This window comes from Pseudobdellovibrionaceae bacterium, assembly GCA_023898385.1.
GTDB lineage: Bacteria > Bdellovibrionota > Bdellovibrionia > Bdellovibrionales > UBA1609.
Genome location: CP060220.1, coordinates 974,524 through 994,678, shown reverse-complemented (window position 1 = coordinate 994,678; position 20,155 = coordinate 974,524). Strand labels below are relative to the sequence as shown.

The following is a 20,155-nucleotide window of genomic DNA, read 5'->3' as shown; positions in this document are numbered from 1 at the left end:
AAGAAGAGCCTGTCACCGCGTAAGATAAGACTCCCACCTGGATATTTGGGTGGGGTTGAGTGCCACCGTACAAACTGTACCATGGGGGCTAGCTTCGCTTTTTAAGATCTGGCCGTCTTTCCCTAGTTCGTAAATCAAATGTTCGTCTTTCTTTGAAAAATAGAGTTCAACTGTTTGTTGAAGGTTTTTCGCCGCTTCGGCCATGAGGTGTTTGAGTTTTTCAAGGCCACGTCCTTCAACGGCGCTGACAAACACGCGAGGAAACGCTTTAACACTCATTTGCCTCTCAAGGGGTGCCACATCCACTTTGTTGAAGGCGTGAATCAAGGGTTTGTCGTCCCATTTTAAGTCTCGCATCAACTGTTGAACGACCTCTTGTTGTCTTTCCATTTGCGGACTTGAAAGGTCGATGACATGGATGAGTATGTCAGCCTCGGCCGACTCTTCTAAGGTGGCCTTAAAGGCTTCAATGAGTTGGGTGGGGAGTTTTCGAATAAAGCCCACAGTGTCAGTGAGTACCGCCAGTCCTACATCAGGCAGCATGATTTGCCGAGTTGTGGGGTCAAGGGTGGCAAACAGTTGATCTTTTGCCAGAACCTGCGATTGAGTCAGTTTATTTAATAAAGTGCTCTTGCCACTATTGGTGTACCCGATCAAGGCAAAGCTGGGCACATTTTGTCGCTTTCGCTTGGCCCGATGTTGTTGTCGATTTTTCTTTACGTCTTCAAGTTTTTTGCGAATGACTTTTACGCGCTCGTTGATGCGCCGGCGATCCAGCTCTAGGGCGGATTCTCCAGGGCCTCGAGTGCCAATTCCTCCAGCCTGCCTTGAGAGAGAGCCATGCCACCCGCCCACCATTCGAGGTAGTTGATCGAGCATTTGTGCTAGCTCCACTTGTAATTTTCCCTCATAGGTTTGGGCGCGACTGGCAAAGATGTCCAAAATTAATTGACTGCGATCAATGACACGAATCCCCAGCTCGGCTTCGAGATTTCGCATCTGGCTGCCCGAAAGTTGATGGTCAACCACCAAAAGCGTTGCTGTAGTGGTGTCGGCCATTTCTTTGATTTCTGTGACTTTTCCAGATCCCATCAGAGTACTTGGGTTGAAGCTGGGCAAAATTTGAACAATGGTCCCAACCACCTCGCCGCCGGCGGCATAGACGAGGTCTTCGAGTTCGGCCACACTCTCTTTGATTTCGGAAAAATCATCTTGTTTCAGGCCAATGCCAGCAACTAACGTTTTTTCTTTTTTTGTTTCAGTCAAAAAACTATTGGCCATGCGTATAGGCTTGAGTTTCAAGTGCGGTGAGCACAATAGTGTTTATGACATGATCCACGGTGCAAGTGCGTTGGAGTACGTTAGCTGGTTTTTTTACTCCCATTAGAAAAGGTCCCAACACCTCTCCGCCACTGAGCTGTTGCACTAATTTGTAAGAAATATTGCCGGCCTCTAAGGTGGGGAATATAAGCACGTTGGCGCCTCCCTTGATGTCACAAAATGGAAAAATTCGATCCACAATATCAGGGTTAATGGCTGTATCGGCCTGCATCTCGCCGTCCACGATCAAATTTGGCTTAAGGTTTTTGACGATTTGTGCGGCTTTTTTCATTTTATACGGAATCTCTCCGCGTCCTGAAAAGTTGGAGTAGCTGAGCATGGCAATACGCGGCTCAATGCCAAAATACTTCGCCACTCGTGAAACATTAATTGCAATATTGGCCACTTCCTCTGCCGACGGGCTAATGTTCACTGTGGTGTCGGCAAAAAACAACATGCGATCATCAATAAGAACCACGTTTAATCCCGAAGCCACCTGCCCTCGTCCAGTGCCGATAATCTGTAAAATGGGTTTAACACATTCCGCGTAATTTTGGGTGGCGCCAGAAATCACTCCATTGGCTTCGCCCATTTCTACGGCCATGGCCGAAAAATAATAGGGGTTGGCCATTAAACGCTCAGCCTCAGAATACATAATTCCTTTTCGTTTTCGTTTTTCATAAAACGCACTGACAAACTCTTTGTATCTAGGATGTCGGGAAGGATGAAACACCGGCACGTTTGACAGTTCATCAAGTTCCATCTCGGCAATTTTCTGCCTCACTTCGTCTTCGTAGCCGAGTAAAATGGGGTGGCAGATTTTTTCTTTAGCAATGGAGTTAATGGCTTTTAAAATTTTTGAGCTGCGGCCTTCCGGAAAAATCAATGTGGGGATATCAGAGCCCGTTCGCCGGCAGTGAGATTTAATTCGATTGATCGTGGTTCTAATAAAACCGCGGCGAAAGCTGTTTAGGGCTTCTAATTGTTCCCGGTAGGCTTTGAAATTTTTGATGGGGTTTTGCGCGACACCTGAGTCCATGGCGGCCTTTGCAACAGCCGGAGCTACATACATCAATACGCGCGGGTCAAAGGGTTTCGGGATAATATACTCAGGCCCAAAATGAAAGGCCTTGTTATCATATACCGCCGACACACTATCGGGCACATCTTCACGAGCCAGTTGAGCTAAAGCATTGACGGCTGCAATTTTCATGTCTTCATTGATGCAGGTGGCTTGCACGTCAAGGGCGCCCCGAAAAATCGAAGGAAACCCCAGCACATTGTTTACTTGGTTAGGGTAGTCCGAGCGACCCGTGGCAATGATCACATCATCTCGAGTTTCTTTAGCTAACGTCGGGTCTATCTCTGGGTCGGGGTTGGCCATGGCAAAAACAATGGGTGAGGGTGCCATAGTTTTAAGCATATCAGGGGTCATTACTCCGGCCACACTGAGGCCAATGAACACATCAGAGCCATCTACGGCATCGGCCAAGGTTCGCCTTTCAGTGGGTGCGGCGAATTCTGATTTATATATATTCATCCCCTCTTTTCGGCCCTCGTAGACAACACCTTTAGAGTCGCAGAGGAGAATGTTTTCTCTTGTGGCGCCCATGCGAACAAGCAGTCGGGCGCAAGCGATGGCCGCAGCACCAGCTCCGTTAAAAACAATACGGGTTTCTTTGAGCGCGCGATGGGTCAATTCACAGGCGTTGATCAGGGCGGCGGCATTGATTATCGCCGTCCCATGCTGATCATCATGAAAAATAGGAATTTTCATTTCTGCCGACAAAGTTTTTTCAATTTCAAAACAAGCCGGTGCTGCGATATCTTCAAGGTTAATGCCGCCAAAGGTAGGCTCTAGTGCTTTCACTGCGGCAATAAACTCTTTGGGATCTTTTGCATCCATTTCGATATCAAAGACGTCAATACCGGCAAACTGTTTAAATAAAACGCCCTTACCCTCCATCACTGGTTTTGCGGCATAGGGACCGATGTCACCTAATCCGAGCACGGCCGTGCCATTTGTGATCACAGCTACAAGATTGCCCCGTGTGGTGTACTTGCTGACGAGCGCCGGGTCTTCTGCAATGGCTCGGCAGGGAGCGGCAACACCAGGAGAGTAGGCCAATGAGAGATCATACTCTGTGTCACATTTTTTACTGGATCGAACGTCAACTTTTCCAGGTTTTCCTGAGGCGTGGTATTCAAGTGCTTCGCGGTCTAAATTTTTTGGCATAAAGGGTCCTTTGTCGTAGAGCTAAGTTAGAAGTGAGTGTCCATGTCTGTCAATATTGACAACGAGGGTGTGTGGGGGCAGGCTTCAAAAAGGGAAAAAGAGGAGTGCCTAATGTCTAGTGAACGTGATGTGGTGATCGTCGATGGAGTAAGAACCCCCTTTGCCAAAGCAGGTGCGGACTTGCGGGATGTCCATGCGGCAGAATTGGGGTCGGTGGCGTTAAAAGAGCTTCTAGCTCGTACGGATTTGGATGTATCTGAGGTGGATGAGGTCATTATCGGCAATACCGGTAACCCGTCGGATGCAGTGAATATTTCGCGTGTTGTTGCGTTGCGTTCGGGGATTCCGCAGAAAACCTCAGCCTTCACTGTGCACAGAAATTGTGCATCAGCTCTTGAAAGTGTGGCCACGGGCTACGATAAAATTCGTTCCGGAACCGTTGACACGGTGGTGGCGGGTGGCACAGAGAGTATGTCACAGCTGCCGCTCCTTTTTAGTAAAAAGTTTGCCGATGTGTTTGGTGAATTTGTCTATGCAAAAACGGTGGGCCAAAAACTTAGTGCTTTAAAGAAAATGAAGCTGAACTATCTCAAACCTCGCATTTCGGTGATGGAGGGTTTGACCGATCCCTTTGTGGGAATCAACATGGGGCAAACCGCTGAGATTTTAGCTAAAGAATTTGGTTTGACCCGTGAAATGCAAGACCAGTTTGCCGTTGAGAGTCATTTAAAGGCCGTGAAGGCCATGGAAGAGGGGCGCTTAAAAGACGAGATCACGCCCGTGTTTTTGGCTCCCAAATACAAAAAAATTGTTGCTGATGACGTTGGGCCACGTAAAGGCCAGTCCATGCAGCAATTGGGTAAACTAAAGCCTTTTTTTGATAAAAGATACGGCACCATCACTGCGGGCAATGCTTGCCCTATTACGGACGGCGCAGCCATGCTTTTATTAATGAGTCGAAAGCGTGCTAATGAATTGGGCTACAAGCCACTTGCGAAAATCAGAAGCTATGCTTTTGCAGGGCTGGAGCCCGAGCGAATGGGGCTGGGGCCGGCTTATGCTACGCCATTGGCATTGAAGCGAGCGGGATTAACTCTTAAAGACATGGACCTCATAGAGTTGAACGAGGCCTTTGCGGCTCAGGTGATGGCTTGTGAAAAAGCGTTTGCCAGCGATCAGTTTGCCAAAGAGAAGTTGGGTTTGGGTTCTGCCGTTGGTGAAATTGACCCCAGCAAACTTAATGTGAATGGAGGAGCCATCGCACTGGGACATCCCGTAGGAGCGACGGGCACTCGATTGGTGTTAACATTGATTCGTGAAATGATGAGAAGTGATAAGCAGTTTGGTCTGGCCACTTTATGTATTGGTGGTGGGCAAGGCGGTGCGATGATCGTAGAAAGAGAGGCGTAGGCCATGAGCATTCAAGAAAGTATTCGGTGGACAGAAAAAGACGGTGTGGCTGTTGTTGAGTTTGATCTCATAGGCGAAAAAGTCAATAAGCTCTCTTCGCCGGTGATGGTTCGGCTTGATGAAGTGTTGGCAGAGATTGAAAAGTCCTCGTGTAAGGCTGTGGTGTTGTTATCAGGAAAGCCCAATATATTTATAGCGGGCGCCGATATTGATGAAATCAAAAACATAACCAAAGAAGAGGACTTCAAGATATCTATTGAAAAGGCCCATGCCATCTTGAATCGGCTTGAAGATTTGCCTATGCCGGTGATTGCCGCTGTACATGGGGCCTGCGTGGGGGGCGGCTGTGAGTTGATCATGGCCTGCGATTATCGTTTGGGGTCAGACGATGCCTCCACAAAGATTGGTTTACCTGAAGTGCAGTTGGGTATCATACCTGGTTTTGGTGGGTGTGTGCGCATGCCCCGGATTATTGGTTTACCCAATGCTTTAGATATCATTCTGGCTGGTAAAACTGTGCCCAGTCTTAAGGCTGCTAAAATGGGGCTGATCGACGAAATGGTCCCGACAACGCTCCTTGAAGGTCGGGCCATGGAAATGGCCCGTGAAGCTGTGGCGGGTCAGCGGGGCAAGCGGCGTAAACAGTTTAAGCCAAAAACCACAATGGATAAGTTTCTTCATTCTATGGTTGGGCGACCAGTGGTGTTTTCGCAGGCGCAAAAGACGGTGATGAAACAATCAAAAGGTTTTTACCCAGCCCCGTTAAAGGCGCTTGAGGTGATTAAAAAAACCTACGGAATGGGCAATCGCAAAAAAGCTTTGGCTATCGAGACTGAGGGTTTTTGCAAAGTGGCCGTCACAGATGTGAGCAAGTATTTGATTGATTTGTTTTTCATGATGGAAGACGTGAAAAAACAAACGGGAGTGTCTGACACAGCGGTGAAGCCTGAAAAAGTCGAGCACATGGGCGTGCTTGGGGCCGGTGTGATGGGCGGAGGCATTGCCTATGTGGCCGCCGACAAAGGTATTGATGTTCGCATGAAGGATATTTCTAACGAGGCATTGGCCATTGGATTTAAATCGGCCCGTGACCTGTGGGAAAAGAAAATGCAGCAGCGACGGATGAATAAGTACGAGCTGGCGCAAAAAATGAGTCATATCAGTGGTGGTCTTGATTATGCAGGATTTGGTCATATGCAAGTCGTGGTTGAGGCCATTGTCGAGGATATGAAAATCAAGCAAGCTGTCATTGGCGAAACAGCCAAACACTGTCCTGAGGATTGCATTATTGCCACTAACACATCTTCATTAAGTGTGACAGAAATGGCAAAGGGCCACCCGCGACCTGAAAATTTTGTTGGTATGCACTTCTTTAATCCTGTTCATAAGATGCCTCTGGTGGAGGTGATTCGCGGCGAGCAGACCAATGACCGTGCGGTAGCGACTATTTTTGCTCTATCAAAGAAAATGGGAAAAACTCCCGTGGTGGTTAAAGATGGTCCCGGTTTTTTGGTTAACCGCTTATTGCTACCTTATATGGGTGAAGCTCTTTTCCTATTGGAAGAGGGGATGAGTGTAGAGAAAGTGGATCGTTTTTACACTCACACCTTTGGTATGCCCATGGGTCCTTATCGTTTGCTAGATGAAGTGGGCCTGGATGTTGGAATAAAGGTTTTAAAAATATTTAAAGCCTCATTGGGCGAACGCATTCAGGTGTCAGAGTTAGCAGAAAAGCTCTCAGCCACTGACCGTTTGGGTCGAAAGAATAAAAAAGGTTTTTACATCTATGATGATAGAGGCAAAGAAACCGGCGTAGATGGTTCCATATATCAAGAGCTTGGGCTGAAGGCGCCCACAGACCCTCTAACAGAAAAAGAGTGTTTGGAGCGAGGGATGTTTCAGATGATTAACGAAGCCTCTTTGGCTTTGATCCAAGACAAGATCGTGAACACACCTCAGGAAGTGGACCTGGCCATGATTATGGGCACAGGGTTTCCACCCTTTCGAGGAGGCTTGTTAAAATACGCCGATTCCGTTGGTAGCGAGTATATCGTGCAAGAACTTGAAGTCTATGCGCAACGTCTGGGTCAGCGTTTTCGTCCGGCGCAACCACTTGTGAACTTGGCAAAGTCCAATCGCTGTTTCTATGGCGATCGAAAACCAGTAAATGGTGTAGCGGAAGCCGCAAAGCCAGTGGAGACCGTAGAAGGGCAAACGCCGGTTACTGTTTAAGGGCTACGCACTTGGATCAATTGGTTTGCCTGTTGCCGGTCTAAGGTGCGCTATTGGCCGGTGCGGGCCTTATTCGGCTTTTTTAAAGACTTTCCAGAGTCGATCAATGTCTTCTTTCAAGAGCTTTTTTAAAAAAGAAGTATAGGGCACTCCTTGGGCCTCAGCCAACTTCTTGGCTTTTAACAGAGTATCACTCTGAAGACGCATATTCACTTGTGTCGACTTCAAAAGGGGTATGTCTGTGCGTTGTTCAGCACTTCTTTCTATCTCGGCAATTTGTTTTTTGGTTAAGCTCTCAAGCTTTGATTTTGTTTTCATGCATTCCCCATTATTTCTTTCGCGTCTTGCGACGATAGACGCTCACCACGCCTAGTATTTCCAGTTTCGCGCCTTCAAACAGCCATATCAGGCGATAGATCTTGGCGGGTTCACCCCACTCGATGTCGGCTGCATAATACTCAAGGCCGTTGGTTATGGAGTCTGGGGGGAAGTCTCCACCGTCAAGTGCCATAACAAGATCTAAGATGATTTGGTCGTTCAAATAGCTGCCGTGCTTTTCAAGATAGTGGCGTCCGATCAGAACTATTTCGACGTTGTGGCCGTTGACTGTGAGTTCGAGGCTGTACTGGGTGGGTTTTTCGTCTGCCATATCCTATACATTATATAGTGTAATATATTGATAATACAGCTTTTTTATCGGCAAGGTGTATAGGATCATGTGTTGCAAAAAAACTCAGTTGTTCTGGGTGCATAGGTGGTTCGTCGCGCCCAACTTCGGGCCTTTGTCGAAATTTATGTGGGCTGCCACACAAAACTCTGGGTCGAATTTTGAATATGGACGTGAAGCTCCGGTTTTGTCAGGCGGGACACATGGTTGACGAAGTGTTTTTTTAATCCAATGCCAAATAACAAAATTCTGCCCGGGTAGAAAATTAAATTTCAGATTGAGGTATGGCAGGATGGTGGGCGAAGCGTGTATTCGGTGTCGCATGGTAGCGAGCACAGTGTGAATAATTTAATAATATTTTGGCCGGCCCGCCATGAATTAGCGCATCTATGGACAGGGGCCATAGGCTGTCTAAAAAATGGACAGCCCGATGCCTCTCTGTGGCAGCGCCAAGGGGCTTTTGGCCCACCGGCCGCCAGATCGAATCTATGCGGGGCTTGAGGCCTTTTTTTAGGCCTGCTCCTTGCCTTTCTCTTTGTTGAAACGCTTATGCGAGGAGAAGAGTGATGAAAAACACGCTCAACATTTTATTGATAGCTATTTTGGGCCTAGCCCTTACGGCTTGCTCAGATAAGAAAAGCAAAACTCGAATTGATATGTATCGCGGTGATCGAGTGGGTGTTGGCGGTCCGGTGAGTCCAGGCGCTCCAGGTAGCCAAGTTTCCATGTCCACTTTAGGATACATATATAATAATGGCGGCTACGGTGGCACATTCCAAGATCGAGTGGATGGATTTATTTCTGCGACAAATGATCCTCTTCAGGTTCTAGGCTATGTGGATATTCAAGGCACAGGACTTTATTTTAATGGTCAGCTGAACCTTCAAAATGGGTCGTTCAATCCCTATGGATACACCAATAGCGAAATCCGTGGCGGTCAAATCAATTTAATTATTTTTGACTCGGTGGCCTTAGAGAACGGCGGCTACGGTTTGGAAATTCCTTTGGGTAATGCCACCGGGCGAGTGAACGGCAATCAAGTGGAAATCACCGTGGGTGATAACTACGGAACAGTCACTTTTTATGGCATGTTGAGCACGGGTGGAATGATCACTGGTGATGTGAGCTACAAAAACACAGCCCACTGGAATGGCGGCACGCCGGCTCAAGGCTCATTAGGTCGGTTTGAAGTTAACGCCTGTAACTTGTTTCGATGTCAATAGGTGGTGGGCGAAAGCCCAACACAATATACCAAATCCCCTTTGCGAATCAGTTTAATTTCTTCGACCCATCATGGGTACTCGTTGCCGAATAAATAATTCTTAAAATGATAAAGCGGGCGTCAATGCGCTGTGCAAAGATGCCAATATTTTAGTCAGAGTCCTTTTCTAACACACCGTAGTTAAAACTCACGACCTGGCACCTTTGGTTTTTCTGAGTTAGACTTTTTTCCATGAATTTCAACTTTGATGCAGACACACTCAATTCGTTAGTGGGGGGGCTTTATTCGCTGTCCATCCCTCGACTGAATGTTCATGATCTTGATCAAGCCTATGAATTTGCACGTTCCTATGGTTTTGATCTGCGAAATGAAGAAGATCGACAGAAGGTCTATGGCTACCACTCACGAGCTGTTACCTACATGCGCTCAGAAATTCTCACAGAAGACGAGAAGATCCCCGATGTTTTGGCTGATCCGAAAAAATTAGGAGACCTTGGTAACCTGTTGGTTTATGCCAGCCAGCGTGGCGGGCGTGAGCCTTCATTGCAGTCTTGGGCTTGTGCATTGCTTAAGGTCATGCACGTTTTGGTTCACTTAGATAGTGACCTGTTCACCAAGTTTTCTTCGCCCATTCAAGAGCAGATTTTGCGGCCCATTCAAGCTCATATTTATAACGATCCTGTGCGGGGTGTGACCCTGGGGCCGGCCTCTGACCCTGAATCCATTGTGCTTAAAAAGTTCGATGTGAAGGCGTTTAAAACCTCCTCGTCTTCTATAACAAAACTTCTGGCAAAGCCTGACGTGGTGGCCTTTAGTCTTCTCGATAAGGTCGGGGTGAGGTTTATCACCAAGCATTTGTTTGATGCCTTTCGGGTGATGCGATATCTATCTGAAAAAAACATTGTGTGTATTCCTCACAATGTGCCCGATCAGTCTAACAACACCCTTTACCCAACAAATCTGTTTTTACAGGAGATGGAAAACTTAACGGGCGATCAAAAGATCACTCCCGAAGAAATTGATCAGCGATTGGTGGCACGTTTAGAGAGACATCGTGAAGACGCCAAATACCTATTGAAACTGAATTCTTTCTCAAGTCTTGAGTACAGGTTTATTAAATTTATCACCCGTCGTATGATTCGTGTGAAAAACGACGGAGGGCAAGGCCCCGCATTTACATTCTTTTATCCCTTTGAAGTGCAAATTGTCGATTATCAAACCTATCTTGAAAACTTGAGTGGCAAAGCCTCACACGACAAATACAAAGCGCGCCAGAAAAAAGCGGCCAGGCAGAGAACTCTTGCGTGGGCTGAGTCAGGACAAAGGGAAGAGTGATGGCAACGGGTGCGCAGCCGCCGTGGTTAATTCGGTGGATCAGTTACCTGCGCAGTTTTACGGCCTCAATAGCCACGTTGACGATCATTGCTGTCTACGGATTGTGTATGATCGTTGCGGTTTTAGTCACTCGAAGCCAAAAAGTGGGCGATTTTTTTGTGCGAACCTGGTCGCAATCCATGATGTGGATGTTCAATATAAAAGTGGTGGTTCGGGGTTTAGAGAATCTTCCTGACGAAGGCTGCTTATATATTTTTAATCACTCCAGTCATTTTGATATTCCTATTTTTCATTCAGTCATGCCGCAAACCGTGCGATTTGGAGCAAAAATTGAGCTTTTTAAGTTCCCTATTTTTGGTCACGCCATGCGGGTGGCCGGTGTTTTGCCTATTGTGAGGCACGATAAAAAGGCTGTTTTTAAAGTCTACGAAGAGGCCATTTCTCGAGTAAAAAAGGGTGAGAAATTCATATTGGCGGCCGAAGGCACTCGCCACACCAAGCCGGAGGTAGGTCCTCGATTCAAAGTGGGGCCGTTCTTATTTGCCATCAATGGGCAGTTTCCCATAGTGCCTGTGGTAATTGTTGGGGCGCATGGAGTGCTTGAAAAGGGTCGTTTGTTTGCCATGTGGGGGCAATGGAGAAGAACTGTGTCGGTAGAGTTTTTGTCCCCGGTCAGCACCAAAGGATTGAAGGCCGAAAATCTTACGGAGTTGCAAAATCAAGTGCAAAAAGAAATGATAGAGGCGTTTCAAAAGGGTGAGAAATTGATTAAAGCTGGTGAAGTATGAATCAAATAGTCGTTGTTGGCGTGGCCCTTTGGGCTTGTTTTAGTTCGGTGACATGGGCTCGGGAGTCGGTGGGGGAGTTTACACTTTCTGAGCTGCACGTGCGGGCGACTCTGCAGGGAAAAGAAGGCCGGCAAGCTGAGTTTGGTGTGGGCGATTCAAGTCTGGGCGTGTCTTACAATTGGGATGATCAGATCCTAGCAAAGGTGGTCTTAGGTGAGCTAGAGCTTCGTAGTCGACCTGGGTTTTATACTCAAAATGGTTTAGACGAGGCTCTTGGTTTTGTCGAAGGATACGCCGAGTACGTGGGGCTTTACGGCAAGGTTCGAATGGGGCTGTTGCCCTTGGGTTTTGGTTACGAAGGGAAGCAGAAAGAATCAGAAATCCTGCGTCCACGGACGTTGCTCTATGAAAAAGGCCTGATGGGCCTAAGAGACATGGGGTTGAGTCTCGAGTTTTCGCATCAAGGTTATTACACAGAATTAATTGTCCACAATGGCGAAGGGTTTACCAATGCAGACCAGTTGTTGTGGTTTACAGCCCACTGGGGGCGGCGCAACAATTTTGATTTCGAGTGGGGGGTGTCGGCACAGACGGGCCAGACGAATCCATTGTCTACATCAGGAAGCTCATGGTCGGGTGTGGGGTTTAATCCCAATGCCGAGTCCAAATGGCGAATGGGCCAGGCTTATGCGAGGTGGTATTCAAAGTCCTGGGATATTGTAATGGCCGGCACCATGGGGGCAGTGATTCAATCGCCAGACCCCGTGGAGGGGTTTTGGCTCGCCCATGTAGATATAGATTATAAGGCGCAAGAGTCGTGGACAGGTCTTTTTCGGTACCAGGCCTTTGATGCCTCAGATTTGGTGACGGACGACCTTGCGCAGGTTTTTTCTCTAGGTCTGGCCCGGCACAGCAGCTATGGTCTATCTAGTGTTTATATTGTAGGAAGCAAATACGTGGATGAGCAGAATGATCTCTTTGATGATCGGCTCGAAGCGGGATGGCGTCTTCGCTACCCTTAGTAAGGAGTGTTTATGAGTTTTAAAAATGTGGGCGTCATAGGCGCAGGGCAAATGGGAAATGGCATCGCCCAAGTCGTGGCCGGCCGTGGAGTCAACGTGATAATGATGGACGTGTCTGAGGCGGCCCTTGAAAAAGGAATTTCTACCATTGCGGGAAGTTGTGATCGCTTGATTAAAAAAGAAAAGATGTCGGGCGACGAAAAATCTCAATTGCTCTCCCGCATAAAAACAACCACGAAACTTTCAGATTTTGCCAGTTGCGATTTGGTCATTGAAGCTGCCACCGAAAATGTAGACTTAAAGCTTAAGATTTTTTCTGAGGTGGATGCCGTCTGCGGCAATTCAGCCATTTTGTGCAGCAACACTTCGTCTATTTCGATTACCAAAATAGCAGCAGCCACAAAGCATCCCGAGAAGGTGGCTGGCATGCACTTTATGAATCCAGTTCCGCTGATGAAGTTGGTGGAAGGCATTCGTGGCCTGCAAACCTCAGACGACACTTTTAAAAAAGTGAAAGATTTTTCTGAAGCTTTAGGTAAAACCTTTGTGGAGGCCAGAGATATGCCCGGCTTTGTGGTGAATCGCATTTTAATGCCGATGATCAACGAAGCTGTTTATGCTCTCTACGAGGGAGTGGCTGAGCCAGAGGGTATTGATTCTGCAATGACTTTGGGGACCAACCAGCCCATGGGACCATTGACGTTGGCCGATTTTATTGGATTGGACACCTGTTTAGCCATTATGCAGGTTTTGCACGAGGGGCTTGGGGATACAAAGTATCGTCCGTGCCCGCTGCTTGTTAAATATGTGGAGGCCGGGTGGCTAGGGCGTAAATCGGGACGTGGATTTTACAGTTATTCATAAGTGGTGAGGAAAGTATGGAATTTAAAACCCTCTTGTTTGAAAGACATGAAAATGTAGGAGTTCTTCGAGTCAATAGGCCCGAGGCCTTGAATGCTTTAAATGCCGAAGTGATTCGTGAAATTGGTGAGTGCGTTGAAAAAATAAAAGCCGACGGAAGCATTCGTTGTTTTGTTGTTACAGGCTCGGGTGACAAGGCTTTTGTTGCTGGCGCTGACATTAAAGAAATGGCCGAGATGACATCGGAGCAAGCTTTAGAAATGGCCGAGCGCGGCCAAAAAGTTATGGAGCTGATAGAAGACTGTAAAATCCCCAGCATCGCCGCGGTGAATGGGTTTGCGCTGGGGGGCGGACTGGAGCTGGCCTTAGCTTGTGATTTTATTGTGGCCAGTCGTAAAGCCAAGATGGGTTTGCCTGAGGTGACTTTGGGATTGATTCCTGGATACGGTGGAACACAGAGATTGGCTCGCTCTGTAGGTAAGGGTGTGGCTCGTATGATGACACTCACTGGAAATATGTTTTCTGCAGAAGAGGCCTCGAATTGGGGATTGGTTGCAAGACTCACGGAGCCAGAAGATGTGTTGCCTACGGCCATGGAGCTTGCAAAGACCATCGCCTCTAGGGGGCCGGTGGCCTTGGGTCTCGCTAAGCGAGTGATCAATGAAGGGTATGACAAAGTTCAGTTTGAAGCACTGAAGCTTGAAGCTCAATTGTTTGCAGATACTTTTTCTACAGAAGATCACAACGAAGGTATTCAAGCCTTTATTGAAAAGCGTCCCCCTCAGTTTGCGGGAAAGTAGTTGGTATGTCTTATAAGCCCAAACATCCTGTTCGAATTGTCACAGCCGCCTCGTTATTTGATGGACATGATGCCAGCATCAACATCATGCGTAGAGTGCTTCAAGATATGGGCGCCGAGGTTATTCATTTGGGCCACAATCGCTCTGTTTTTGATGTGGTGACAACGGCACTGCAGGAGGGGGCTCAAGGTATTGCCGTGAGTTCCTATCAGGGCGGCCACATGGAGTACTTTAAATACATGAAAGACCTGCTCGAGCAAAGCGGAGCTGGTTATGTGCGTATTTTCGGTGGTGGGGGCGGCGTGATCATCCACGAAGAAAAACAGGAACTAGAAGCCTTTGGTATTGCGCAGATTTTTCATCCTGACGATGGGCGCAGGCTTGGTTTAGAGGGCATGATCGAAATGATTATTCGTGAATGTGACTTCGTTGTTCCGAAATCCGTTGATCCGGTGAAAGCAGCGCCAAAGGAGTTTTTGGGAAATAGCATTCCTCATCGAGATTTAGGCTTAGCCATCAGCGCGATTGAAAATGGGGAGTCGTTAGAGGGCTTTAAATCAGCATTGGGTCCATTTCGTCGATCAGATAAAAAAACACCACTGGTCTTAGGTGTCACAGGAACTGGGGGCGCTGGAAAATCCAGTTTGGTGGATGAGTTGGTGCAAAGACTATTGAACTCCTTGCCTGGAGTGAAGGTCGGGATTGTGTGCGTGGATCCCACAAAGAGGCGGACAGGAGGTTCGCTGTTGGGCGATCGCATCCGAATGAATTCACTGAGTCGCGCAGGTACTTTTATGCGTTCTGTGGCATCAAGAGGGTCAGGAAGTGAAATCTCCAAAGCCTTGCCTCCGATTTTAGATTTTCTAAAAACGCTAGATTTCGATCTTTTGATCGCAGAGTCTTCGGGAATAGGACAAGCCAGCTCGGCCATCACCGAAGTGTCAGATCTCAGTTTGTACGTGATGACTTCAGAGTTTGGTGCCCAAAGTCAGCTTGAGAAAATCGACATGATCGACTATGCCGACCTTATAGCCATTAACAAGGCCGATCATCGGGGGTCACAAGATGCCCACCGCGATGTGATCAAGCAGTATAAAAGATCTCGAAAGCTCTTTCATACTGAAGAAACGGTCCCGGTTTTTCTCACACAGGCCTCTAATTTTAATGACAGTGGCGTTAATGATTTATTTTTTGGCCTCTGCGAAAAACTGTCTGAATGCGTGAAAAAGCAAGTGTCGGCCGTGGATCCCGGATGGAAACTTTCGGATTTGGCTCGGTCCGAGTTTAGAGGTTCCCAAAAACAGACTATTGTTCCTGCGGACCGACAAAACTATTTGGCTGAAATCACGCACTCCGTGCGCCAATACAAAAAGCAGGTGAATGAAAAAGCGGAAGTTGCTAGTGAGTTGGGAGCGCGCAAAAAGCTCGGATTAGACACATCTGAGGTTGAGGCAAAACTTTCAAAAAAAGATCTAGAAGATCTCGATCAATTTCCAAAGTTGCAAGAGCAATACTCGGGTGATGCTTTGGTCTATCATGTCCGCGGAAAGGAAATACGCCAACCCCTTACGCGGCTCAGTTTATCGGGTCTGCCCATCCCCCGCGTGGTTGTGCCAAGAATAACGGACTGGGGTGATCGGTTGCGCTATTTGCGCCTAGAAAATGTACCGGGAGAATTTCCTTATACGGCAGGTGTGTTTCCATTAAGGCGGGAAGGCGAAGATCCCACACGACAGTTTGCCGGAGAGGGCCCGCCAGAGCGAACCAACAGACGGTTTCATTTTTTAAGTAAAGACAGTGATGTGAAAAGACTCTCAACGGCTTTTGACAGCGTGACCTTGTATGGGGAAGATCCCCATGAGCGGCCAGATATCTTCGGCAAAGTGGGCGAAAGTGGAGTGAGCATAGCAACCCTGGATGACATGAAGAGGCTCTATCAGGGTTTTGATCTGTGCGACCCTCGCACCAGCGTCAGTATGACTATTAATGGTCCGGCGCCGATGATGCTTGCTTTTTTTATGAACACCGCCATAGACCAGCAAGTCGAAAAAGCACAGGCCGAGCAGGGGCGAGAGCTCACTCCGGGTGAGCGTAGTGACATTGAAAAATCCACGATGAGTCAGGTGAGGGGCACGGTTCAGGCTGATATTTTAAAAGAAGATCAGGGTCAGAACACGTGTATATTTTCAATCGACTTTGCACTTAAGATGATGGGTGATATTCAAGAGTATTTCGTTGGCAATGACATTCGTAACTTTTATTCGGTTAGCATTTCGGGTTATCACATTGCAGAGGCCGGAGCCAATCCGATCACCCAGCTGGCCCTCACCTTGAGTAACGCGTTCACTTATGTGGAGTATTACCTGAGCCGAGGTTTGGATATTGATCAATTTGCCCCTAATTTGTCGTTCTTTTTTAGTAATGGACTTGATCCAGAATACACCGTGATTGGACGGGTGGCGCGAAGGATCTGGTCCATCGCCATTAGAGATCTTTATCAAGGTAATGAGCGATCACAGAAATTGAAGTATCATATTCAAACCAGCGGTCGATCTTTACATGCTCAAGAAATAGATTTTAACGATATTAGAACCACGCTACAGGCTTTGATTGCGATCAATGACAATTGCAACTCCCTTCACACCAACGCCTACGATGAGGCCATCACCACACCCACAGAAGAATCCGTGCGCCGAGCTCAGGCCATTCAAATGATTATAAATCGCGAGTTCGGAATGGCAAAAAACGAAAATCCCATGCAGGGAAGTTATTTTGTAGAGTGGTTGACAGACGAAGTGGAAGAAGCCGTCCTAGATGAATTTCTACGGTTGAGCGAGCGAGGTGGGGTTTTAGGTGCTATGGAAACTCAATATCAACGTGGTAAAATTCAAGAAGAGTCGCTTTACTATGAATCTTTAAAACACTCAGGTGATTTACCTATTGTGGGGGTGAATACTTTTATAAACCCGAAAACCCTTGAAGATGGATACGTGCCTCCGAAAATTGAGCTAGCCAGAGCGAGCCTTGAAGAAAAAAACCTGCAGCTTGACCGCACGCGAGAGTTCCAACAAGCTCATAAAACAGAAGCTGAGCGTGAATTGGCTCACTTAAGAAAAGAGGCCATCGGTGGCGGCAATGTATTTGCGGCCCTAATGCGAGCTTCAAGATATTGCACCCTTCATCAGATGTCGCAAGCCCTGTATGAGGTGGGCGGACAGTATCGCAGAAATTTGTAATTCAGTTATTTTTTTTATAGTTTTCGTGTGGCCTTGGTGTTCTGCTTGGTGCTTGCTTTATTATGTTTCATAGCTAGACCATTGTTGGTTTACGATTCCACCGGAAAAATATCAACGCGGCTTCGCATCTCCCGATCCAGCTTTCGAGATAGAAAATCATCCACATCTTTTAGGCGATGGCGACTGGAAAGATGGATGAGCACAATCTTTTCGCATTCGAGATCGGGGAGTCGAGGCAGGACCTCGTCGATATGGATGTGTCCCCAGTCTCTGGCATCTTGTACGGTTTTGTTGCCCTCAGCGTAAGTGACCTCTAGAAACAGAGTTTGTGATTTTTTAAGCCAAGAGCATCCGTCTAGGAATTCAATTTTTGTGTCGCCTGTAAACGAAATCAGGGGATTCGTTATGTGTTCCTCAAGTTCAACGCCCTTTTTTCTGAGCTCGATAAGTTCAAATCGGTTGAGTGATTCAAATTCTTTTTTTAACTTTTTGTTTTTTCTGAAAATGGTGTAGCCGTTTGAGGGAATACGGTGAAAAGTGGGGAAAATCTTAAATCCATAAATCGCATTGATGTCGTAGAAGGTCTCGGCTTTGTTCCCTACAAAGTCATACTCATAATGATGCCCTTCCATGCGCTGCCATGACTTCATGATGTGGTCCATGGGTTCAAGCATGTGTTCGGGCATATAGAAGCGACCCGGTTTTTGACTGGTTAAGGCTTTTTGAGAGATGATGTAGGGGATGCCGGCCGCATGATCCATATGTCCATGTGAAATCAAAAAAGTCTGCATATTTAAAGCAAATGGAAGGCCTTGTCCCACATCAAAGCTCACTTTGAGGTCAGGTATAATAAAGCAGGTGTGAACGCCAGCAATGGAAGCTCCTAGTATGTTCAGGCCCGAGTATTCCCGTTGGTGAAACGTCCAAGTCCAGGCATTGTTTTTTTGTTTTCGTTTAGAGAACATAAGTGCCGTTTTCAGTGAGAGGCCCAGTGAGTTGACCGTTAATAAACTGCTGCACTCGAGGTTCGGGGCAGGATTTTGTTTGCTCGACTGTGCCAGTGTCGATGATTTGTCGTTGGGTCACCATGATAATTCGGTCGGCCATCTCGTAGGCCACAAACATATCGTTGGTCACCACAACAATGGTACCGTTGTTGCTTTGCTTTAACTTCAAGATCAGTTGCGCCATATTATCACTGCGAATGGGATCTTGCCCTGCTGTTGGGTCATCGTAAAGAACAATGTCTGGGTCAAGAGCCAGGGCTCGGGCAATACCCAGGCGTCGCTGCATGCCTCCACTTAATTCGTGGGGATACTTAAACGCGGAATCCTCAAGGCCTACGGCTTTTAGAAAATAAGCGGACTTAAACACCACATCCACATCGCTCATCGTAGTGTGTTCACGGATAGGGAAAGCCACATTCTCAACAGCGGTCAATGAATCAAAAAGGGCATTCTGTTGAAACAGCATGCCTACCCGACGAGCGAGTTCTCGTTTTTCTCTTTGAGTAAAGGAGTTGAGATCTTGGCCATTGATGAAAACACGACCGGTTTTTGGTTTATAAATGCCCACAATGGTCTTAAGTAAAACCGTCTTGCCTTGTCCGCTGGGGCCGACCACAACCAGGCATTCGCCGGGCATCACTTGTAGACTAATATCTTCAAGAATGATTTGTCCACCGAGTTCGATGGTGACATTTTGAAGTTCAATCACGGGAGTGGTCATTCAAGATCCTTCGATGGAAAACGGGGCCCGAGACGTAACCACAACGCATCAAAGAGGGGGGCGCCCGCTCCATCGGCGCCGGCCCGAGTGGCCGCATGTCGTCTTCGGATTGCGTCACTACGTGCCGCAACCCGGATACGCCATGCACATCGGGAGGACGCCGATGGAGCGGGCGCCCCCCTCTTTGATGCGTTGTGGTTACGTCTCGGAGTCCTGCCACATTTATTTTACCGTACTGGTTTTGCTTTGGTATTTCAACTAACATTGAGGTCCTGATGAAGAGTCAAAGTCGAGATTTTTGGTTAATGTTGGTTGTGTTTGCCTTGTTGGGGTGGCTGCTGTGGGGCGTGTTTCTGGAAGATGCTGATGAGCCGGTGGACAGTTCGGAGAATGTTCCTGTTTTGGAGGTTAAGCCAAAGGCGGCAAAGGTGGAAACGGTTCCTGTGAAGGATCTTACCGTTAAATCCCTGCTTGTGGCCAATCAACCCGTTCTGGATACGGTGAAGCCGCCGGTATCGGCGTCCACTTCGACTTCAAAAAAAACCGGTGTGACGTTGCCGGTCGGGCATGTGAGTTTTTCTCTGCGCGATGACGGGCTTGCGATCACCGGTGGGGATATGATCCTGGGAAAGATTCAATCCGAGTTTAAAGGCAAGGTGGGTATTTTTAAACCGCCGCCTCGTCGATTGTGGGCGACTCGGGACATTCCTTTTTTTATTCATCCTGAGGTTCAACAGCAACAATTGGTTCGGGACGCCGTCGAGTACATCAACTCCTTAGGGGCCGTTCAGTTAGTGCCTTTTTCGGGGCAAGAAGATGCCATCGCCTTTGTTCCAGACGACGAAGGTTGCTACTCTTATTTGGGTAGCGTGGGCGGGCATCAGCCCATTTTGTTGGCCCCTCAGTGCGGGTTTACAGAAGTGTTGCATGAAATCATGCACGCCCTAGGATTTGTGCATGAGCATGCTCGTAAGGGGCGAGATGAGTATGTTGAGGTGCTTTGGGAAAACATTCAGCCGGGGCGAGAAATTCAATTTGAAGAGGCGCCAGATAGTTTTGTCCATGACTTTGTGGGGTCGGTATTTGAATTTGATTACGAGTCGGTGATGTTGTACCCCGCATCGGGCTTTGCCAAATCGCCGGATCTGATCACTCTCAAATCTAAAACTGACAAAACCATCAACCCCACACAAGGCGGCCTGAGTTCTCGTGATATTGAGCGGCTGTTGCATTTGTACCAGTAGATCAATGTAGTCGAAACCGCCCACTTAAAGGTTTTTTAAAGTGGGCCTTGGGTA

16 protein-coding genes are annotated in these 20,155 nt (G+C 47.6%); 10 read left to right on the top strand and 6 right to left on the bottom strand.

The window, feature by feature from the left end; genetic code table 11:
- Window positions 1-12: 12 nt before the first annotated feature.
- Together hflX and H6626_04245 are read right to left on the bottom strand one after the other, a co-directional pair.
- The gene (gene hflX / locus H6626_04250) at window positions 13-1,281 is read right to left on the bottom strand and encodes a GTPase HflX (protein ID USN48309.1); all 1,269 of its coding nucleotides are present in this window, start codon (window positions 1,279-1,281) and stop codon (window positions 13-15) included.
- The gene (locus H6626_04245) at window positions 1,271-3,556 is read right to left on the bottom strand and encodes an NADP-dependent malic enzyme (protein USN48308.1); all 2,286 of its coding nucleotides are present in this window, start codon (window positions 3,554-3,556) and stop codon (window positions 1,271-1,273) included. The genes hflX and H6626_04245 overlap by 11 nt, the downstream gene beginning before the upstream one ends.
- Before the next feature lie 111 nt (window positions 3,557-3,667).
- On the opposite strand from H6626_04245, the gene H6626_04240 reads away from it, so the two are divergent.
- Both H6626_04240 and H6626_04235 read left to right on the top strand, forming a co-directional pair.
- On the top strand, window positions 3,668-4,966 hold the full coding sequence (locus H6626_04240) for a thiolase family protein (protein ID USN48307.1): 1,299 nt from the start codon (window positions 3,668-3,670) through the stop codon (window positions 4,964-4,966).
- 3 nt (window positions 4,967-4,969) lie between these two features.
- Complete coding sequence (locus tag H6626_04235) at window positions 4,970-7,198, top strand: enoyl-CoA hydratase/isomerase family protein (protein ID USN48306.1); 2,229 nt, start codon at window positions 4,970-4,972, stop codon at window positions 7,196-7,198.
- Window positions 7,199-7,267: 69 nt separating this feature from the next.
- Here H6626_04235 and H6626_04230 read toward each other — a convergent pair whose 3' ends face one another.
- Both H6626_04230 and H6626_04225 read right to left on the bottom strand, forming a co-directional pair.
- On the bottom strand, window positions 7,268-7,516 hold the full coding sequence (locus tag H6626_04230) for a hypothetical protein (GenBank protein ID USN48305.1): 249 nt from the start codon (window positions 7,514-7,516) through the stop codon (window positions 7,268-7,270).
- 10 nt (window positions 7,517-7,526) lie between these two features.
- Window positions 7,527-7,847, bottom strand: coding sequence for a hypothetical protein (locus tag H6626_04225; protein ID USN48304.1), 321 nt, complete (start codon window positions 7,845-7,847; stop codon window positions 7,527-7,529).
- A gap of 584 nt (window positions 7,848-8,431) precedes the next feature.
- On the opposite strand from H6626_04225, the gene H6626_04220 reads away from it, so the two are divergent.
- The 7 genes from H6626_04220 to H6626_04190 all read left to right on the top strand — a co-directional run bounded on the left by H6626_04220 (window position 8,432) and on the right by H6626_04190 (window position 17,129).
- Window positions 8,432-9,088, top strand: coding sequence for a hypothetical protein (locus tag H6626_04220; protein ID USN48303.1), 657 nt, complete (start codon window positions 8,432-8,434; stop codon window positions 9,086-9,088).
- Window positions 9,089-9,318: 230 nt separating this feature from the next.
- Window positions 9,319-10,422 (top strand): TIGR04552 family protein, encoded by a 1,104-nt coding sequence (locus tag H6626_04215; GenBank protein USN48302.1) that lies wholly within the window; start codon window positions 9,319-9,321, stop codon window positions 10,420-10,422.
- Window positions 10,422-11,210 (top strand): 1-acyl-sn-glycerol-3-phosphate acyltransferase, encoded by a 789-nt coding sequence (locus tag H6626_04210; protein USN48301.1) that lies wholly within the window; start codon window positions 10,422-10,424, stop codon window positions 11,208-11,210. The genes H6626_04215 and H6626_04210 overlap by 1 nt, the downstream gene beginning before the upstream one ends.
- Window positions 11,207-12,232 carry a hypothetical protein gene (locus H6626_04205; protein ID USN48300.1) on the top strand — a complete coding sequence of 342 codons (1,026 nt, stop codon included), beginning with the start codon at window positions 11,207-11,209 and terminating at the stop codon, window positions 12,230-12,232. Before H6626_04210 ends, H6626_04205 begins: the two co-directional genes overlap by 4 nt.
- A gap of 12 nt (window positions 12,233-12,244) precedes the next feature.
- A complete protein-coding gene (locus H6626_04200; protein USN48299.1) occupies window positions 12,245-13,096 on the top strand; it encodes a 3-hydroxybutyryl-CoA dehydrogenase in 852 nt (283 codons plus the stop codon).
- Between the two features lie 14 nt (window positions 13,097-13,110).
- Entirely contained in the window at window positions 13,111-13,893 is a 783-nt protein-coding gene (locus H6626_04195) for an enoyl-CoA hydratase/isomerase family protein (protein USN48298.1), read from the top strand.
- Window positions 13,894-13,898: 5 nt separating this feature from the next.
- Complete coding sequence (locus H6626_04190) at window positions 13,899-17,129, top strand: cobalamin B12-binding domain-containing protein (protein USN48297.1); 3,231 nt, start codon at window positions 13,899-13,901, stop codon at window positions 17,127-17,129.
- A gap of 89 nt (window positions 17,130-17,218) precedes the next feature.
- On the opposite strand, the gene H6626_04185 is transcribed toward H6626_04190, so the two are convergent.
- Together H6626_04185 and H6626_04180 are read right to left on the bottom strand one after the other, a co-directional pair.
- Window positions 17,219-18,094 carry an MBL fold metallo-hydrolase gene (locus tag H6626_04185; protein USN48296.1) on the bottom strand — a complete coding sequence of 292 codons (876 nt, stop codon included), beginning with the start codon at window positions 18,092-18,094 and terminating at the stop codon, window positions 17,219-17,221.
- Window positions 18,084-18,857, bottom strand: a complete 774-nt coding sequence (locus tag H6626_04180) for an ATP-binding cassette domain-containing protein (GenBank protein ID USN48295.1) — start codon at window positions 18,855-18,857, stop codon at window positions 18,084-18,086. Before H6626_04180 ends, H6626_04185 begins: the two co-directional genes overlap by 11 nt.
- A 275-nt stretch (window positions 18,858-19,132) precedes the next feature.
- Between H6626_04180 and H6626_04175 the strand changes: the two genes are divergently transcribed.
- Window positions 19,133-20,101, top strand: coding sequence for a hypothetical protein (locus H6626_04175; GenBank protein ID USN48294.1), 969 nt, complete (start codon window positions 19,133-19,135; stop codon window positions 20,099-20,101).
- The last annotated feature ends 54 nt before the right edge of the window (window positions 20,102-20,155 follow it).

Excerpts from the sequence above, each read along its gene's own strand:
- H6626_04210 (USN48301.1), top strand. The coding sequence starts at position 10,422 with ATGGCAACGGGTGCGCAGCCGCCGTGGTTAATTCGGTGGATCAGTTAC.
- H6626_04205 (USN48300.1), top strand. The coding sequence starts at position 11,207 with ATGAATCAAATAGTCGTTGTTGGCGTGGCCCTTTGGGCTTGTTTTAGT.
- H6626_04175 (USN48294.1), top strand. The coding sequence starts at position 19,133 with ATGAAGAGTCAAAGTCGAGATTTTTGGTTAATGTTGGTTGTGTTTGCC.
- H6626_04240 (USN48307.1), top strand. The coding sequence starts at position 3,668 with ATGTCTAGTGAACGTGATGTGGTGATCGTCGATGGAGTAAGAACCCCC.
- H6626_04230 (USN48305.1), bottom strand. The coding sequence starts at position 7,516 with ATGAAAACAAAATCAAAGCTTGAGAGCTTAACCAAAAAACAAATTGCC.
- H6626_04245 (USN48308.1), bottom strand. The coding sequence starts at position 3,556 with ATGCCAAAAAATTTAGACCGCGAAGCACTTGAATACCACGCCTCAGGA.
- H6626_04225 (USN48304.1), bottom strand. The coding sequence starts at position 7,847 with ATGGCAGACGAAAAACCCACCCAGTACAGCCTCGAACTCACAGTCAAC.
- H6626_04180 (USN48295.1), bottom strand. The coding sequence starts at position 18,857 with ATGACCACTCCCGTGATTGAACTTCAAAATGTCACCATCGAACTCGGT.
- H6626_04220 (USN48303.1), top strand. The coding sequence starts at position 8,432 with ATGAAAAACACGCTCAACATTTTATTGATAGCTATTTTGGGCCTAGCC.
- H6626_04195 (USN48298.1), top strand. The coding sequence starts at position 13,111 with ATGGAATTTAAAACCCTCTTGTTTGAAAGACATGAAAATGTAGGAGTT.
- hflX (USN48309.1), bottom strand. The coding sequence starts at position 1,281 with ATGGCCAATAGTTTTTTGACTGAAACAAAAAAAGAAAAAACGTTAGTT.
- H6626_04200 (USN48299.1), top strand. The coding sequence starts at position 12,245 with ATGAGTTTTAAAAATGTGGGCGTCATAGGCGCAGGGCAAATGGGAAAT.
- H6626_04235 (USN48306.1), top strand. The coding sequence starts at position 4,970 with ATGAGCATTCAAGAAAGTATTCGGTGGACAGAAAAAGACGGTGTGGCT.
- H6626_04185 (USN48296.1), bottom strand. The coding sequence starts at position 18,094 with ATGTTCTCTAAACGAAAACAAAAAAACAATGCCTGGACTTGGACGTTT.
- H6626_04215 (USN48302.1), top strand. The coding sequence starts at position 9,319 with ATGAATTTCAACTTTGATGCAGACACACTCAATTCGTTAGTGGGGGGG.
- H6626_04190 (USN48297.1), top strand. The coding sequence starts at position 13,899 with ATGTCTTATAAGCCCAAACATCCTGTTCGAATTGTCACAGCCGCCTCG.